Source organism: Citrobacter sp. CK180, from assembly GCF_030333655.1.
Classification (GTDB): domain Bacteria; phylum Pseudomonadota; class Gammaproteobacteria; order Enterobacterales; family Enterobacteriaceae; genus Citrobacter_B; species Citrobacter_B koseri.
This window is the reverse complement of the sequence record NZ_JAOWFM010000043.1, coordinates 177,682-192,319: the sequence shown is the minus strand read 5'-3', so window position 1 is coordinate 192,319 and position 14,638 is coordinate 177,682. Positions and strand designations below refer to the sequence as shown.

Genomic DNA, 14,638 nt, shown 5'->3' with positions numbered 1-14,638 from the left:
CCGCCAGGCGGTTCCATAACGGAATTTAATCATGAACGGTGTAAACAACCGGACAGGAAAACGCCTGTCCGGCGCTGATCATTTGCGCCAGTCCGTCAGCGACATACTGACCACTCCCGTCGGAAGCCGCGTTCTGGTACGAGACTACGGCAGCGATCTCTTTTCGCTGGTGGATAACCCCCGGGATGACCTGACGCGTCTGCGGATAATTGCTGCATCAGCGACAGCGCTGGCCCGTTGGGAAACCAGACTGAAGGTGACGCGCGTACTTGTCTCTTTTCCTGAAGGCGAGTCCGGCTTTGTGCTGGATATCGAGGGGATCAACAAGGAAAACAATTTACCGATGAGCACCGGAGGCATACCCATTTATGGCAAGCAGCTATGACGTGATCAACCTGTCCGAACTGGCCGTACCGGATGCCATTGTGGTGCCGGATGCCTCGGAGATTTTTTCCCGCTGGCTGGCGCGGCTGCGGGAGCTGGACAGTGAGTTTGATGCGCTGGTGGAGTCTGATCCGGCATACAAACAGGGAGAGGTGACAGCCTACCAGTTAACGCTGGCTTTTCAGCGTGTCAATGACGCAGTCCGGGCAGTATTCCTGGCCAGCGCCAAAAATGACGATCTTGATCAACTCGGCGCGGCATTCAATGTTAAACGGCTTGTTATTGAACCAGGCGATCCGAATGCCGTTCCTCCCGTGGACCCGGTTCTGGAGGATGACAATGCCTTTCGTGAGCGTATCCAGCTTTCCTGGGCGCAGCTTAACACCGCCGGTGCGCGAAACGCTTACCGCTTTCATGCCAAATCAGCGGACACCGATGTGCTGGACGCGGATGCCTGTGGCCCGGAGACACACAGCCGTCCCGGTGAAGTGGATGTGTACGTTCTGTCGCGAACAGGAGACGGCACGGCGGGGGAAACATTGCTGGATGCTGTCAGGAGCAATCTGAGCGCTGATGAAGTCCGGCCGCTGACTGACTTTGTGACCGTTAAAAGTGCGGAGATCGTCAGGTATGCAGTGACCGCCGAACTTGAAATACCGGACGGCCCTGACGCGCAGACTGTTCTGAAGAATGCGACTGATGTTTTGCGGGCCTACACCATCCTTTCTCACCGAATAAAAGCCGTCGTCCCGCTTTCAGCAATCTATGCCGCGCTGCAACAGTCCGGTGTTGTCAGGGTGAAACTGATTTCCCCGGTCGCAGATCTGGAGGCTGAAGCCGGTAAGGCACCGTGGTGTACCGCGATTAACGTTACGCGAGAAGAGGGAAACGGCAATGGCTGATAAATTTCGTTCCCTGCTGCCGCCCGGCGCTTCCGGGGGAGAAAGAGCACAGGAACAGGCCACAACAGAACAGATTACTGCGCTGGATACCGACATGGTGCGCAAGGTAAAGAATGCCGACGACTGTCCGGCACATCTTCTTCCGTGGCTTGCGTGGGAAAGTGCCGTTGATTTCTGGGATGACAGCTGGACGGAGGCGCAGAAACGCCAGGTGATAAAAGACGCTCCCTACGTTCACCAGCACAGGGGGACAGCAGGAGCGGTTCGCCGCTCGCTGGGCGCCATAAATCTCCCGACCACGGTTGTGGAGTGGTGGGAGGATACACCGCGCGCGGCACCGTACACGTTCAGGGTTGAAGTTCACAGCAATCAGGGGGTGAGCGATGCCCTTTATTACCAGATCCGGCAACTGACGGACCGGGCAAAAAACCTGCGTAGCTACCTGAGCCGGATTGATGTGATCGCAAATATAGGTATGGATGGTTCGTTTTATATTTCGGGTGCGACGACAGCACATATCGATGTAGATATTTTTGCCGAGGAAACACATGGCTGATTACTATTCTATTATCACAAACCGTGGTAAAGAGCTGGAAGCGGAAGCGCTGGCCAGCGGCACTGTTATAGTTCTGTCCTGGTTTGTGGTGGGTGACGGCAACGGCAAACTGGTTAAGCCCAACCCGGCACAAACCCGGCTGGTGAATGAAACATACCGGGGCAGTATTGCCGAACTAGTTGTTTCTCCCGAACAGTCAAACCAGTTAATGGCTAAAATTGTGCTGCCAACGGACGCAGGAGGCTTTACTGTCCGGGAAGTGGGGCTGCTGACTGATGCCGGCGAGCTTTATGCTGTGGCGAACTGCCCGACGATCGATAAGCCGGTAGGCGGCGTCAGTGTGAACATGCAGTTTCGCCTGGCTGTATCCGACACATCAAATATCACTTTAGAGGTTGCGACGGGAGACGGGCTGTTTCTGCGCATTGACCAGAACCTGAAAGAAATTAAAGCGCGGGGGGCAGCAGCACAGAAGGCGTCACGGGAATCGATCGGCGTTGTTGATGCGACGACAAAACAAAAAGGGCTTGTCCAGCTTAACAGCGCGACGAACAGCACCAGCGAGACTCAGGCAGCAACTCCGGCCGCAGTAAAAGCGGCGAATGATAATGCTAATGGTCGCGTTCCAGTCGAAGTTCGCGGGGTTATTCGCGATGGTCAGACAATGGCTTCAGCTAATGAAACAGGGTGGTATCGTGTTGCAGTTGTAAATACGGATACTGTTTCTGACTTTCCTAAATACCCGAATGGAAACTACTTATACGGCTATGGTTATGTATTTGTTGTCGTTTCTGAAAATACATGGCTTCAGCATTATTATGCCCATCATGGTGAGGTAGCTTATCGCCAGGATTGGAACGCGGGGCCAACAGTCACCGTTGGGTGGGACATTGATTATAACACTGCTAACAAACCAGTTGAATCGTATCCAGTTGGTGCCCCCATCCCTTGGCCGTCAGACGTGACTCCTGCAGGTTATGCGTTAATGCAGGGGCAAACGTTTGATAAGAATGCGTATCCGTTGCTTGGGGCTGCGTATCCATCAGGCGTTATTCCCGATATGCGCGGGCAAACCATCAAGGGTAAACCTGCCAGTGGTCGTGCAGTGCTGTCCCTGGAGCAAGATGGTATTAAGTCGCATAACCACCCCGCATCTGCTGCAAATACTGATCTCGGGACAAAAGCAACAACGTCATTCGATTACGGTACTAAAACATCGTCGTCTTTTGACTATGGTACGAAAACTACCAACAGTACAGGGGCGCACACCCATACATTCAAAGGTCCAAAATTTGAATGGAAAACCGCGCCTGCTAATGGTGCCTGGGAAATGGGCATTAATACTGACACTACAACGACATCTTCTTCTGGATCTCATTCCCATACAGTAGGTATCGGTGCCCACTCTCATACAGTAGGCATCGGTGCTCACTCTCATAACGTTACTCTGGGCGCGCATAGCCACGCAATTACAGTTTCCGCAGCAGGTAACGCAGAAAACACGGTAAAAAACATCGCATTTAACCACATCGTGAGGCTTGCATAATGGCGTTTAAAATGGCTGGTTCGGATCGGATTATTACCATCTATAACCTCTCCGCAGATACAAACGAATTTATCGGTAAAGGTGATGGCTTCATACCGGCGCATACGGGTTTACCTGCATATTGCACTAATATTGCCCCGCCTGATGCGCCGGATGGCTTCGTTGCCGTGTTCGACGATCAAGCAGGTAAATGGGGGCTTGTCGAAGACCACCGAGGAAAAACCGTTTACGACATCCACACAGGGCAGGCCATCGCAATTAACAAGCTGGGTAATCTGCCTGATGGTGTTGTTTCAGTTGCCCCGGATGGCTCGTATGTTAAGTGGGATGGTAAAGCATGGGCGCATGATGCAGAGGCAGAAAAACTGGCACTGGTAGCTCAGGCTACACAGCAGAAAGAGAGCCTTCTTGCTCTGGCATCATCAAAAATTGCACCTTTACAGGATGCTGTTGATCTTGGTATTGCAACAGAAGAAGAATCTGCTCTTTTGGTTGAGTGGAAAAAGTATCGCGTATTAATTAATCGCATCACTCCAGATGACGCACCGGATATTAAGTGGCATGAACAACCAGCCTGATGAGATATTGGCGCACGGGGTCATTATGCGTTTTGGGCTTGGGGATATGTCGGATACTGTTAGAAAAGCTGCCAATCATAGGCAGCGCGTTTTTATGATTTTTCCCGATAAGTTCTAAACTTATATTTGATTTTTTTTATAAGGCAATATTCTCGAATAAAAAAGAATTTAATTTTCTTGCTCGTTTTTTGTGTGCTTAGAAATGGATTGATCGCTTTCTTTATATCGTGAATTTGATCTTTGTTAAAGGAGCAATAGCCATGAACACTTGAACTTATTCTTCTTGCCAGACTAAATGTCAAGTGGACAGAGGGGGCTATAGTTTCAATCTCGCCCTTACATTTTGTGTTAAGTAATTCGTTAAAAACCCCCAAAGCGTATACTATGTCATCGATATCACCTTTCTTTGGGGTGTTAGTTATACTTTCCTGTCTGACTCGATATAAAACAAGCGCATCGGTCATACGTTTGACCCTTTTTGATGAAAGATATGTCTTTGGTATTAGGGCTATATCTTCGTAATGTCTGCCAACTGGAAATCGCAATGTATCGAATAGAAACCTTTTGTAAACTCTGGCCCAAGGGAACCATTCGCTTTTTAAAAATGTTTCTCGCAAGTCACTTACTGAATTTATTGTTAAAAGTTCGTTTGCTGATACGATTGATACAGGTGTTATTTTTTCCTTACATCCATCGTAAAATCTGTTCGCGTTAAACTCAACTAAATCAACATCATTGAGTTCTAGTGTCGGTCTGATTTTTTCCCAGAAGGATGAGTCCCAAAGGTCATCTCCGTCCAGAAATGCCAAATATTTCCCGGAGGATGCGTCGATACCTGTGTTTCTGGCAGCGGATACCCCTTGGTTTATTTGAGTGATTAATTTAATAGTGTTCTTTTTGCTTTTGTTTATAAATAGTTCTATCTCTTTAAGAGAATTATCTGTTGAACCATCATTGATTACAATGATTTCAACACTATCATCGATTTGGCTGTATACAGATTGCAAGCATTCATAAATATAATCCTGGCAGTTGTAGCAAGGGATTATAACGCTTAACAAGAAAGGGGCAGTCATTGAGAAGATGTCCTTATTTTATACTGGATTTACTACGCATAAAGCCTCTTGCGAGGCTTATCGTTTTTCTCGTCCTATCACCTTATCAGCCGCCACACGGGACAGAAAGCCGGAGCGGCTACCGTACTCAGGGTGTGCAGCGACAAACTGGTCGATACGTCGGATCAGTAAAGAGGGAAGAGTAACATTGATTTTTTCAGCTTTCCCCATCAATCGCGTAACATCCACATCCACCAGCGCCCATACCACACCAGCATAGTCAGGATCGTCCAGCCAGTTTTCCACACTGGTGGCTTCAGGTACTGCTTCGCCATCTTCCACCAGTAATTCTATATGTGCGTCGATCGCTTCACGTACACTCTCGATTGCGTCCTGGTAGTTATCTCCACCAGAAAAACAGCCGGGAATATCCGGTACGCGAACGCCGAAGGATGAATCGCCTTTATCAATAGCAACGGGGTATAACATTAAAACCTCCAGTAGGTGGGGCTTAAAGCCCCGCCTGTTTTTTGATGCTTTTCAGTGTTGGTAGCGGTATGTCCTTTTGTGGATGTTTCACCGTTACCAGCCCTTTCTTCGTTGGGTGTTTGAACTGGTGGTGACTGCCTTTTACTCTCACCAGATACCACCCATCGGCTTCTATCATTGCTATTGCATTCCTGCTATCCATCCTCCGGCTCTCTGTATTGTCTTGATGGGGTTATAGTAACCCTTCGGTGAGGTGGTGTCAATATTTTTTGGGGTTATAGGGGTTATCATTTGTGAGTGTCGTAGACAGAAAGCAGGTCGCGATAATTTATGATGTGGCTGTATGCACGCACTATAAAAAATTTCCAGCAGGAGAGCGGTAAATTGCCGCATCAGAGCGTATGCAAGACACTGATGCGGCTGGCTGACGATCGTTCGATAGTGCGAATATAGAATGATTGCCAGCCGTCGCGGATTGTATCTGCCCGGCATGACGGATCAATGTGTTTTATCTGAAACTAGTATTAATGCCATGTCTTTTTACTCAGGCTGGTGATCGCTGAAATAGCATGTGCTGAATCATCAAAAAGCCGGGTAAGTACAGGAACCCACTGCCTGTTTTTGTACTCAAGCACCAGATGTCCAGGCAGGTCTTTGCTGACGATGGCAAATGTCCTGAGTTCAGGCGTTGGAACAGGGAGAGCGGTTCCCGGCGGGAAATATATTCTTACCCCGGCAATAATCATGTTGTCCATGCTCATCATTCGTTCACCAGCCACATATCGGCTTCTTCAAACATCTCTTCCAGCATACGGTTAAGTCGCTCTTTCTCTGTTTTCGTGCAATCGCTGTTTAATGCGTTAGCCTGCATTGGCTTAACTCTCACGTCGGCGTCGGGGAAGATCCGGTGTACGCGCTTTGTCAGCTCGTTAAGAATGATATTTCTTGCACCCGGTAGCCCCTCTACATTGCGTTTGTCGTAAACGAGTTCCACAAACATAAAATTCTCCTTTTACTGGTTGGATATACAGTTAAATTTAAACTGTATAAATAAACAGTGTCAAGGTGTTGATGACGGTGTTAAGAGGATCTGTGAAATGGTTTTTTTGACGGCGCTTTTACCCCAGTTTTACCCCGAAGCTTCCCCGTTCAAAAAACAGGCATAAAAAAACCAACCGTAAGAGGTTGGTTTTTCTAAGGGATTTTGGTCGGTACGAGAGGATTTGAACCTCCGACCCCCGACACCCCATGACGGTCGTTTTACTTGAAAAATGATGAGAAAACGAAACTGGTAAGCGACGTAACGTACTGAAAAAACTGAGTACAAACAATATACAATTTTCTCAGATTTGAAGGTAAGTTTATGAATTTTATGTGAAGCGGGACGGTCTCGAAAACCGGAGTAGGGGCAACTCTACCGGGGGTTCAAATCCCCCTCTCTCCGCCACTATTCAAGCACTTAGTTCACCCCCTTTCAACGACCCCCGTCACACTTGGTATAGTGTTGGTATATTCACCGGGTATGCTTCTCGCCATCATCCTCCTCCGATTTATCCAGAACAGGACAATTCAGCGTCGGGGAACACTTGCGCTTTGCGATCGGCAACAAACCTCTGGCTTTCCGTTTTATGACCGGAGAATAACGGCTTCTCTTTGCCGGGTTTGCCGCGAATTTAACCGGTTATCTTATTTGGCAATATTGGTGAAGCACTGACAGGCAGTACAGAGAGAAATTGTAGAAGTTTTAAGATAGCAATATGCCATTGAGTGGATTTTTCTATTTTTCAGGTGAGGATTAATAGGTGTAATCCTGTTAAACGGCCTCAATCAAGATATGAAAAAATGTATATTTGACTCCGAAATAGCATTCTTTGACGCCGACAGCATCAACGAGTTTTTATCAAGTTCGTTTTTGATACCTTAAATATAGCAGCTTCCGGTCAGTCGAAGTTTCTATTAACAGTCGCACAAGTAAGAATCGCATATCGCTTCTGATTTTTGTGTGAACTCACTTTTTGCTCATTGATACTTAATTCACTCTGACAAGGAAATGGCAATGAAAAAGGTTCTTCTCTCTGCTGCAATCGCGACTGCATTTTTTGGCATGGCTGCGGCAAATGCTGCTGATACTAATGTCGGCGGCGGTCAGGTTAATTTCTTCGGTAAAGTTACCGACGTATCTTGTACTGTTTCCGTAAACGGCCAGGGCAGCGATGCTAATGTTTATCTGTCTCCGGTAACGTTAACGGAAGTTAAAGCTGCGACTGCGGATACCTATCTGAAACCAAAATCTTTCACCATCGATGTTTCTAACTGCCAGGCGACGAATGGTGATCCACAAGATGACGTGAGCAAACTGGGTGTGAACTGGACCGGCGGCAACCTGCTGGCGGGCGCTTCCGACAAACAACAGGGCTACCTGGCCAATACGGAAGCGGCTGGCGCGAAGAATATCCAACTGGTTCTGTCTACCGACAACGCCACCGCGCTGACCAAGAAAATCATCCCGGGCGACGCCGCTCAACCGAAAGCGACTGGCGACGCGACTGCCGTTCAGGATGGCGCGCGTTTCACTTACTATGTTGGTTATGCCACCAGCACGCCTGACAGCGTGACAACCGGTGTGGTCAATAGCTATGCGACTTACGAAATTACCTACCAGTAATATCGGCTGAGAGATAAAACCGCCTCGCGCCGGGGCGGTATAAAACAATAATAAAGCGGCCGCTGCTGCCGCTTATTTTTTATTCAGAGGTCAGCATGAAGCTTATTGCCCTTTTTTTCTGTTTCATTTTTAGTTTTGCGGCTAATGCTAATAACATTATTGTTAATGGCACCCGCTTTATTTATCCAGGAAATGAAAAAGAAATAACGGTGCAGCTCTCTAATACCGCAGATCGTCCGGCACTGGCACAAGCCTGGCTGGATAACGGTAATGCCGATGCGACGCCGGATACGATTACTACGCCATTTATTATTACACCACCTATTTCCCGCGTTGACGCTAAAAGCGGTCAGACTTTGCGTATTAAGCTTGGCAGCAATGCAGGGCTCGCTAAAGATAAAGAGACATTATGGTGGCTGAACCTTCTGGAAATTCCGCCGGTAGAGGCTAACCAGAAAAATGAAGGGCAGAATATTCTGCAACTGGCGATTCGTTCTCGCTTTAAGTTTATCTATCGTCCGAATGGATTAGGCAACCGTGATGCGGCGGCGGAAAAGTTGGTGCTTTCCGCCAACGGCAGCAGCCTGTCCGTCAACAATCCCACGCCTTTTTATATCACCGTAAGCCGTATCTCTCGTGACGGCGGCAAAGCGCTGAACAGCAAAACGGTGATGTTTGCCCCACAGTCCAGTCAGACCATCGCACTTTCCTCGACAGTGAACAAAGGCGAGACCCTGACTGTTAACAACATTAATGACTATGGCGCAGATGTCGCAGTGAAAGTTGCCGTTAAATAAGGGAAACGATCATGAAGCAGAGGTCAATCCGCCCGGAAAGATTAAGTACGGCAATTGCGATTGCACTGTACTGCTTTCCGCCATTTTCAAGCGGCCAGGAAAACCCAGGAACGGTTTATCAGTTTAACGATGGCTTTATTGTCGGCAGTCGCGAAAAGGTCGATCTGTCGCGCTTTTCCACGAGCGCTATCTCCGAGGGTGTTTACTCACTTGATGTGTATACCAATGGTGAGTGGAAAGGCCGCTACGACCTGAATATCACCCGTGGAAAAGACGGCAAAATGGGCGTCTGCTACACCAAAGCGATGCTGATGCAATACGGTATCTCGCCAGAAAAATTTAACCCACAGCTTAGCGCGAAAGAGGGCTATTGCGGACGACTGCAAGAGTGGCGTAACGAAGAAAATGTCAGCGACAATCTGATCCAGTCCTCTCTGAGGCTGGATATTTCCGTACCGCAAATCTACGAAGATCAGCGCTTTAAGAATTTTGTCAGCCCGGAGTTCTGGGATAAAGGCGTTGCGGCGCTGAATTTAGGCTGGATGGCGAACGCCTGGAACAGCCACACGTCATCGGCCAACGGGTCAGATAACAGCAGCGCCTATCTTGGCGTTAACGCGGGTCTTTCCTGGGACGGCTGGCTGCTTAAACACATTGGTAACCTGAACTGGCAACAACAGCAGGGGAAGGCGCACTGGAACAGCAACCAGACCTACCTGCAACGTCCGATTCCGCAAATTAACTCGATTGTCAGCGGTGGGCAGATTTTTACCAACGGTGAGTTTTTCGACACCATCGGCCTGCGAGGGGTAAATCTGGCGACCGATGACAATATGTTCCCGGACGGTATGCGTTCCTACGCCCCGGAAATTCGCGGCGTGGCGCAAAGTAACGCGCTGGTGACGGTACGTCAGGGCAACAATATTATCTATCAGACCACCGTGCCGCCGGGGCCGTTTACGTTGCAGGATGTTTACCCCTCCGGCTATGGCAGCGACCTTGAGGTTTCAGTAAAAGAAGCCGATGGCTCGGTACAGGTGTTCAGCGTGCCTTATGCCTCGGTAGCGCAATTACTGCGTCCGGGGATGACCCGCTATGCGCTCTCTGCCGGTAAGGTTGATGATAGTTCGCTGCGCAATAAGCCGATGCTCTACCAGGCGACCTGGCAACAGGGCTTAAATAACCTGTTCACCGGCTATGCTGGCGTGACCGGTTTTGATGACTATCAGGCATTCCTGCTGGGAACCGGGATGAATACCGGCGTCGGCGCCTTGTCATTCGATGTCACCCATTCGCGGTTGAAGAGCGATACCCTTGACGAGCATGGTCAGAGCTACCGCGCCACCTTTAACCGCATGTTCACCGAAACGCAGACCAGTATTGTCCTGGCGGCGTATCGTTACTCCACCAAAGGCTACTACAACCTGAACGACGCGCTGTACGCCGTCGATCAGGAAAAGAACCACAACAGCAACTACACCGTGTGGCGACAGAAAAACAGCATGACCTTTACCGTAAACCAGAACCTGCCGGACGGCTGGGGCGGTTTCTACTTAAGCGGTCGGGTGTCGGATTACTGGAACCGTTCAGGCACGGAGAAGCAGTATCAGCTCAGCTATAACAATATGTTCGGTCGTCTCTCATGGTCGGTCAGCGCCCAGCGCGTCTATACGCCGGACAGCTCCGGTCATCGTCGCGACGATCGCGTTTCGCTCAACTTTAGCTACCCGCTGTGGTTCGGCGAGAATCGCACTGCGAATCTGACGTCAAATACCTCGTTCAACAACTCGCACTTCGCCAGCTCGCAAATTGGCGTCAATGGCTCGCTGGACAGTGAAAACAACCTCAACTACGGCGTATCGACCACCACCGCGACCGGAGGCCAGCACGATGTGGCGCTGAACGGCAGCTATCGTACCCCGTGGACTACGCTGAACGGCAGTTATAGCCAGGGCGAAGGGTATCGTCAGAGCGGTCTGGGCGCCAGCGGGACGATGATTGCCCATCAGCACGGCGTGGTGTTCTCGCCGGAAAGCGGCACCACGATGGCGCTGATCGAAGCGAAAGATGCCGCAGGCGCCATGTTGCCAGGTTCGCCGGGGACCCGCATTGACAGCAACGGCTACGCCATTCTGCCGTATCTGCGGCCTTACCGGATTAACGCCGTTGAAATTGACCCGAAAGGCAGTAATGACGATATCGCTTTCGATCGTACCGTGGCGCAGGTTGTGCCGTGGGAGGGGAGCGTAGTCAAAGTTGCCTTCAATACCACGGTGCAAAACAACATCACGGTGCAGGCGCGCCAGGCGAATGGCCTGCCGTTGCCGTTCGCCGCCACGATTTTTGACCCGAGCGGAAAAGAGATCGGTGTTGTGGGGCAGGGCAGCATGATGTTTATCAGCGACGCCAGCGCGTCAAAAGCCACGGTTAAGTGGAATGGCGGGCAATGTACGGTGGATCTGAGTCAGGCAAAAACAAAGGAAACGCTATGTCGCTGAGTAAAAGACTGACGCTTTTTATTGGATTAATGGCGCTGGGGACAACATCGGCATGGGCTTTCTGCTCGCGCCTTTCACAGCCGACGGTGACATTAGACATGGCCATCGGGCGAGTGGTTGTTCCGCCGGATCTGCCGGTGGGCTCAGTGATTGTGTCCCGTGACTGGACAATGTCGGCGTCGGGTGGAGCAAGCTATAGCTGTTCAGCCGGTACTAACCGTTTTGCGGCGAAAATTGTCGTGCCCGGAGCCACCGACCTGGGGAATAAAATTTATTCGACAAACGTAGACGGCATCGGCTTGCGTTTTAGTCGCGGTGGCGCAACGGTCAATATTGTCTACCCGGATGTCTACTCCTCCTATGTCAACAGGCAGACCAATTATTCACTGGAAGGCTCCCGTTTTACGCTGGAAGTGATTAAAACTGCGAACGTGACCGGCAGTGGCACCCTGGCGGCGGGGAAATATACCTCTTATGACTGGGAAAACGGCAGTAACCCGATCCTTGAAACGTTCCTCAGCGCCAATGCCATCACCGTCGTCTCGCCCTCCTGTACCGTGTTAAGCGGTAAGAATATGAACGTTGATATCGGTACGATTAAGCGCAGCGATCTGAATGGCGTTGGCTCCACGGCGGGAGGTAAAGATTTTAATATCCAGTTGCAGTGCAGCGGCGGCGTAAGTGAATCCGGTTACGCCAATATCCATACGACATTTTCCGGCAACCTGGCGACAAGCACCACTGCCGCTCAGGGCGTGCTCATCAACGAAAAAAGCGGAAACGCTGCGGCGAAAGGGATTGGCGTCCAGGTACTGAAAGATGGCACCCCGCTGGAATTTAGCAAGAAATATAATATCGGCACTTTGCAGACCCAGGAAACCCGTTACATTACATTGCCTTATCGTGCACGCTTCTATCAATACGCATCGACCACAAGTACCGGTGAGGTGGAGTCGCACATGATCTTTAACCTGACGTACGATTAATTCGGGAGGTGGGTATGCGTGATTCAGCACAGTATAAAAATATCAGACGACTCACTCAGTTGACCCTGATGAGCGGAATGCTTGTCGCCTCTTCAGCGTGGGGATTTGAAACCAATTACGATCGCGGACGGGTGGACTTCGCAGGGCGAGTAACGGATATCTCCTGTAGCGTAGCGCTAAACGGGGGCAACAATGCGGGCAGCGGTAGCGTCTGGCTGGCTCCGGTAAGCCTGGCGGAAGTACATGCCCGTGGCGCGGGCGCATTTATGAAACCGCAATCCTTCACCCTGGAATTGTCGAACTGCCAGTTACGTCATGATGGTGGCGCTGCGAATAACGATGAGATCAGCACGGTAAGTGTGCGCTGGATTGATGGATTCACGGTCAATACCGTCGGCAACGAAAATGCCGGTTATCTGGCGAATACACGAGCGGATGGGGCCAGCCATATTTTTCTGGCGCTGTCGACCAACGACAATAATACGCTGGATAAAAGCAACAAAATTGTTCCGGCTGACCCGCAGCAAAACCGGGTGCCTTTGGTGGAAAAAGCGGTAAGCGGCGGTGTGTTTACTTATTACATCGGTTACGTTACGCCAGCGCCGGAGAAAGCGACCAGTGGCCCGTTGATCAGTTGGGCGACCTGGGAGTTAGTGTATAACTGATTTCTTGCGTGTGAAGGTTGATTTTGATGCCGGAGTCTTCCGGCATTTTTTTCTCTTTTTTAAACCGTAATCTCTTCTTTGACCAGTTGTTCAATACTGACTTCTTTCCAGTAATGCCCCTGAATGGCAAACCACTCCATACCCTGCAACCATTTCTTATGCGCTTCGCTTTCGACGCCTTCAATAATCACATTATGTTGGTTACGGGAAAGGAAGGTGACCAGCGCATCCATCAATGGCCGACCAGACTCTTTTTGCATTAAATGCCAGAAGAAGTTTCTGTCGATTTTGACATAATCAAAATGATAGCCGCGAATCGCGTTAATTCCCGCGTAGCCAGCGCCAAAGTCATCGAGCCAGAGTGGGGTGCTGTGGGAATCACACCAGGCGGCGAGAGAGTTATTCAACAGTTCGTTAGAGTTTTCCGTGATTTCAAAGTGAACGCAGCCCAGTGCTTTGACTTTCGCTTTCACTTCTGGCCGTAGCAGGACGCTGAGTATATGGTCGTCAACGTTAATCGTGGCAGAAACATTGTTTTTTATAAACCACGCTTTATGTTTTTCTATTAACGCCAGTTGTTCCATAAAGATACTTTCCCGTAAGTCCGCATTGGCATAACGAAATAACTCTTCTGGAGAAACAGGGATATGGTCAAAGCGGCTCAGGCACTCAACGGCGACAAGCGCCCCGAGAGGTGAAAACATTTTTTGGAAGACATATCGAACGGATATATCGCTACGTGACAAATTATGATTGAAAAACATAAGTGCGTCCATTATATCTCGTCAGAAATCAGGTCAACGGTGGGAGGAGGTGGTATTAATATAAGTGATATTTTTGTCGGTGAAAATGATTGACCGGAGTCTGGTTAACAATTAATTATCGGTTTTTGATTGGTCATCTGCACATTTAATATGTTTAGCATCGAAACATATTGACGATTCTTTTGTTCATCATTTGCGAGTTATTCATGCCTAACTTTCTCATAATACTCGCTCTGTGAGTGTGGGCCGTTTTATAGTCAATGTTGAGAAGCTCTGCTATTTGTTTATTGTTATGGTTGGCAATCATTAGCGCCAGCACCTGCTGCTCCCTGGTAGTGAGTTTTCGCCGGGTGTATAAGCGCTGATATTCGCGGGCCGTTAAAGGATGTTTGAAGATGGCCGAGAGATCGGAGCAAGACGCGTTTTCCGTCAGAATAAATACATTTTCAAGATCGAGAAGTTCACGGCATAAGCTGGCGAGGTCGCTTTTTACAATCAGAACGAGCAGCGTGCAGTGCGTGAGATACATTCGCAATCTATTGAGCAAGGCGACCGTCCTGGCCGCAGAGATATCTTTATGAATGACATTGATAATAATCGTACCCGACTGAGGGGCACAGGTTCTCCCGGCGATCTCCTGATAGCCCAGCGTGGTAATATTTATCTCATTGTCCACCATGTAATGCAGGATTGATTGCCCAATGAGATTATCATCCGTGTAAAATAATAAATTACTCAATGTTTTCTCGGTCT

17 protein-coding genes, 1 tRNA gene and 1 pseudogene are annotated in these 14,638 nt (G+C 49.4%); 11 read left to right on the top strand and 8 right to left on the bottom strand.

What is annotated here, in order from left to right; translation table 11 throughout:
• The first annotated feature begins 31 nt into the window (after positions 1–31).
• Genes OGV50_RS08540 through OGV50_RS08520 form a run of 5 tightly spaced genes read left to right on the top strand, consistent with a single transcriptional unit; the run spans position 32 to position 3,966 of the window.
• Positions 32–385: a GPW/gp25 family protein gene (locus tag OGV50_RS08540; protein ID WP_286488471.1), complete on the top strand. Its 354-nt coding sequence runs from the start codon at positions 32–34 to the stop codon at positions 383–385.
• Positions 369–1,286 carry a baseplate assembly protein gene (locus tag OGV50_RS08535; RefSeq protein WP_275149063.1) on the top strand — a complete coding sequence of 306 codons (918 nt, stop codon included), beginning with the start codon at positions 369–371 and terminating at the stop codon, positions 1,284–1,286. The genes OGV50_RS08540 and OGV50_RS08535 overlap by 17 nt, the downstream gene beginning before the upstream one ends.
• On the top strand, positions 1,279–1,842 hold the full coding sequence (locus tag OGV50_RS08530) for a phage tail protein I (RefSeq protein WP_047463061.1): 564 nt from the start codon (positions 1,279–1,281) through the stop codon (positions 1,840–1,842). The genes OGV50_RS08535 and OGV50_RS08530 overlap by 8 nt, the downstream gene beginning before the upstream one ends.
• Entirely contained in the window at positions 1,835–3,388 is a 1,554-nt protein-coding gene (locus tag OGV50_RS08525; protein WP_286488470.1) for a phage tail-collar fiber domain-containing protein, read from the top strand. The genes OGV50_RS08530 and OGV50_RS08525 overlap by 8 nt, the downstream gene beginning before the upstream one ends.
• Entirely contained in the window at positions 3,388–3,966 is a 579-nt protein-coding gene (locus OGV50_RS08520) for a tail fiber assembly protein (protein WP_286488469.1), read from the top strand. Before OGV50_RS08525 ends, OGV50_RS08520 begins: the two co-directional genes overlap by 1 nt.
• Positions 3,967–4,058: 92 nt before the next feature.
• On the opposite strand, the gene OGV50_RS08515 is transcribed toward OGV50_RS08520, so the two are convergent.
• From OGV50_RS08515 to OGV50_RS08505, 3 genes are read right to left on the bottom strand one after another with little or no spacing between them, the layout of a single operon-like run.
• Positions 4,059–5,042, bottom strand: coding sequence for a glycosyltransferase (locus OGV50_RS08515; RefSeq protein ID WP_058667560.1), 984 nt, complete (start codon positions 5,040–5,042; stop codon positions 4,059–4,061).
• A gap of 57 nt (positions 5,043–5,099) precedes the next feature.
• Positions 5,100–5,510, bottom strand: coding sequence for a type II toxin-antitoxin system HicB family antitoxin (locus OGV50_RS08510; RefSeq protein ID WP_286488468.1), 411 nt, complete (start codon positions 5,508–5,510; stop codon positions 5,100–5,102).
• Between the two features lie 22 nt (positions 5,511–5,532).
• Complete coding sequence (locus OGV50_RS08505; RefSeq protein ID WP_012906750.1) at positions 5,533–5,712, bottom strand: type II toxin-antitoxin system HicA family toxin; 180 nt, start codon at positions 5,710–5,712, stop codon at positions 5,533–5,535.
• A 100-nt stretch (positions 5,713–5,812) separates the two neighbouring features.
• On the opposite strand from OGV50_RS08505, the pseudogene OGV50_RS08500 reads away from it, so the two are divergent.
• Positions 5,813–5,893: pseudogene (locus OGV50_RS08500) on the top strand (DNA-invertase); the annotation flags it as partial.
• A gap of 141 nt (positions 5,894–6,034) precedes the next feature.
• Here OGV50_RS08500 and OGV50_RS08495 read toward each other — a convergent pair.
• The 3 genes from OGV50_RS08495 to OGV50_RS08485 form a co-directional block, all read right to left on the bottom strand.
• Positions 6,035–6,265 carry a hypothetical protein gene (locus OGV50_RS08495; RefSeq protein WP_286488467.1) on the bottom strand — a complete coding sequence of 77 codons (231 nt, stop codon included), beginning with the start codon at positions 6,263–6,265 and terminating at the stop codon, positions 6,035–6,037.
• 5 nt (positions 6,266–6,270) lie between these two features.
• The gene (locus OGV50_RS08490) at positions 6,271–6,510 is read right to left on the bottom strand and encodes a DinI family protein (protein WP_200076376.1); all 240 of its coding nucleotides are present in this window, start codon (positions 6,508–6,510) and stop codon (positions 6,271–6,273) included.
• Positions 6,511–6,715: 205 nt separating this feature from the next.
• A tRNA-Pro gene (locus OGV50_RS08485) sits at positions 6,716–6,821 on the bottom strand.
• 745 nt (positions 6,822–7,566) lie between these two features.
• Here OGV50_RS08485 and OGV50_RS08480 point away from each other — a divergent pair.
• The 5 genes from OGV50_RS08480 (at position 7,567) to OGV50_RS08460 (ending at position 13,121) form a co-directional block, all read left to right on the top strand.
• Positions 7,567–8,175 (top strand): fimbrial protein, encoded by a 609-nt coding sequence (locus OGV50_RS08480; protein ID WP_153257679.1) that lies wholly within the window; start codon positions 7,567–7,569, stop codon positions 8,173–8,175.
• A gap of 95 nt (positions 8,176–8,270) precedes the next feature.
• Positions 8,271–8,972, top strand: a complete 702-nt coding sequence (locus OGV50_RS08475) for a fimbrial biogenesis chaperone (RefSeq protein ID WP_012131866.1) — start codon at positions 8,271–8,273, stop codon at positions 8,970–8,972.
• 11 nt (positions 8,973–8,983) lie between these two features.
• A complete protein-coding gene (locus OGV50_RS08470) occupies positions 8,984–11,470 on the top strand; it encodes a fimbria/pilus outer membrane usher protein (RefSeq protein ID WP_286488466.1) in 2,487 nt (828 codons plus the stop codon).
• Positions 11,461–12,456 (top strand): fimbrial protein, encoded by a 996-nt coding sequence (locus OGV50_RS08465; RefSeq protein ID WP_214143274.1) that lies wholly within the window; start codon positions 11,461–11,463, stop codon positions 12,454–12,456. The genes OGV50_RS08470 and OGV50_RS08465 overlap by 10 nt, the downstream gene beginning before the upstream one ends.
• Positions 12,457–12,470: 14 nt before the next feature.
• Entirely contained in the window at positions 12,471–13,121 is a 651-nt protein-coding gene (locus OGV50_RS08460) for a fimbrial protein (RefSeq protein WP_115609203.1), read from the top strand.
• Positions 13,122–13,180: 59 nt separating this feature from the next.
• Here OGV50_RS08460 and mrkJ read toward each other — a convergent pair whose 3' ends face one another.
• Entirely contained in the window at positions 13,181–13,897 is a 717-nt protein-coding gene (gene mrkJ / locus OGV50_RS08455; protein WP_058669307.1) for a cyclic-di-GMP phosphodiesterase MrkJ, read from the bottom strand.
• A 142-nt stretch (positions 13,898–14,039) separates the two neighbouring features.
• Positions 14,040–14,624, bottom strand: a complete 585-nt coding sequence (locus OGV50_RS08450) for a helix-turn-helix domain-containing protein (RefSeq protein WP_441302974.1) — start codon at positions 14,622–14,624, stop codon at positions 14,040–14,042.
• Positions 14,625–14,638: the final 14 nt, after the last annotated feature.

Coding starts and splice junctions, on each gene's coding strand:
- mrkJ (WP_058669307.1), bottom strand. CDS start 13,897: ATGGACGCACTTATGTTTTTCAATCATAATTTGTCACGTAGCGATATA.
- OGV50_RS08505 (WP_012906750.1), bottom strand. CDS start 5,712: ATGGATAGCAGGAATGCAATAGCAATGATAGAAGCCGATGGGTGGTAT.
- OGV50_RS08490 (WP_200076376.1), bottom strand. CDS start 6,510: ATGTTTGTGGAACTCGTTTACGACAAACGCAATGTAGAGGGGCTACCG.
- OGV50_RS08465 (WP_214143274.1), top strand. CDS start 11,461: ATGTCGCTGAGTAAAAGACTGACGCTTTTTATTGGATTAATGGCGCTG.
- OGV50_RS08520 (WP_286488469.1), top strand. CDS start 3,388: ATGGCGTTTAAAATGGCTGGTTCGGATCGGATTATTACCATCTATAAC.
- OGV50_RS08510 (WP_286488468.1), bottom strand. CDS start 5,510: ATGTTATACCCCGTTGCTATTGATAAAGGCGATTCATCCTTCGGCGTT.
- OGV50_RS08535 (WP_275149063.1), top strand. CDS start 369: ATGGCAAGCAGCTATGACGTGATCAACCTGTCCGAACTGGCCGTACCG.
- OGV50_RS08530 (WP_047463061.1), top strand. CDS start 1,279: ATGGCTGATAAATTTCGTTCCCTGCTGCCGCCCGGCGCTTCCGGGGGA.
- OGV50_RS08475 (WP_012131866.1), top strand. CDS start 8,271: ATGAAGCTTATTGCCCTTTTTTTCTGTTTCATTTTTAGTTTTGCGGCT.
- OGV50_RS08480 (WP_153257679.1), top strand. CDS start 7,567: ATGAAAAAGGTTCTTCTCTCTGCTGCAATCGCGACTGCATTTTTTGGC.
- OGV50_RS08540 (WP_286488471.1), top strand. CDS start 32: ATGAACGGTGTAAACAACCGGACAGGAAAACGCCTGTCCGGCGCTGAT.
- OGV50_RS08525 (WP_286488470.1), top strand. CDS start 1,835: ATGGCTGATTACTATTCTATTATCACAAACCGTGGTAAAGAGCTGGAA.
- OGV50_RS08515 (WP_058667560.1), bottom strand. CDS start 5,042: ATGACTGCCCCTTTCTTGTTAAGCGTTATAATCCCTTGCTACAACTGC.
- OGV50_RS08460 (WP_115609203.1), top strand. CDS start 12,471: ATGCGTGATTCAGCACAGTATAAAAATATCAGACGACTCACTCAGTTG.
- OGV50_RS08470 (WP_286488466.1), top strand. CDS start 8,984: ATGAAGCAGAGGTCAATCCGCCCGGAAAGATTAAGTACGGCAATTGCG.
- OGV50_RS08495 (WP_286488467.1), bottom strand. CDS start 6,265: ATGGACAACATGATTATTGCCGGGGTAAGAATATATTTCCCGCCGGGA.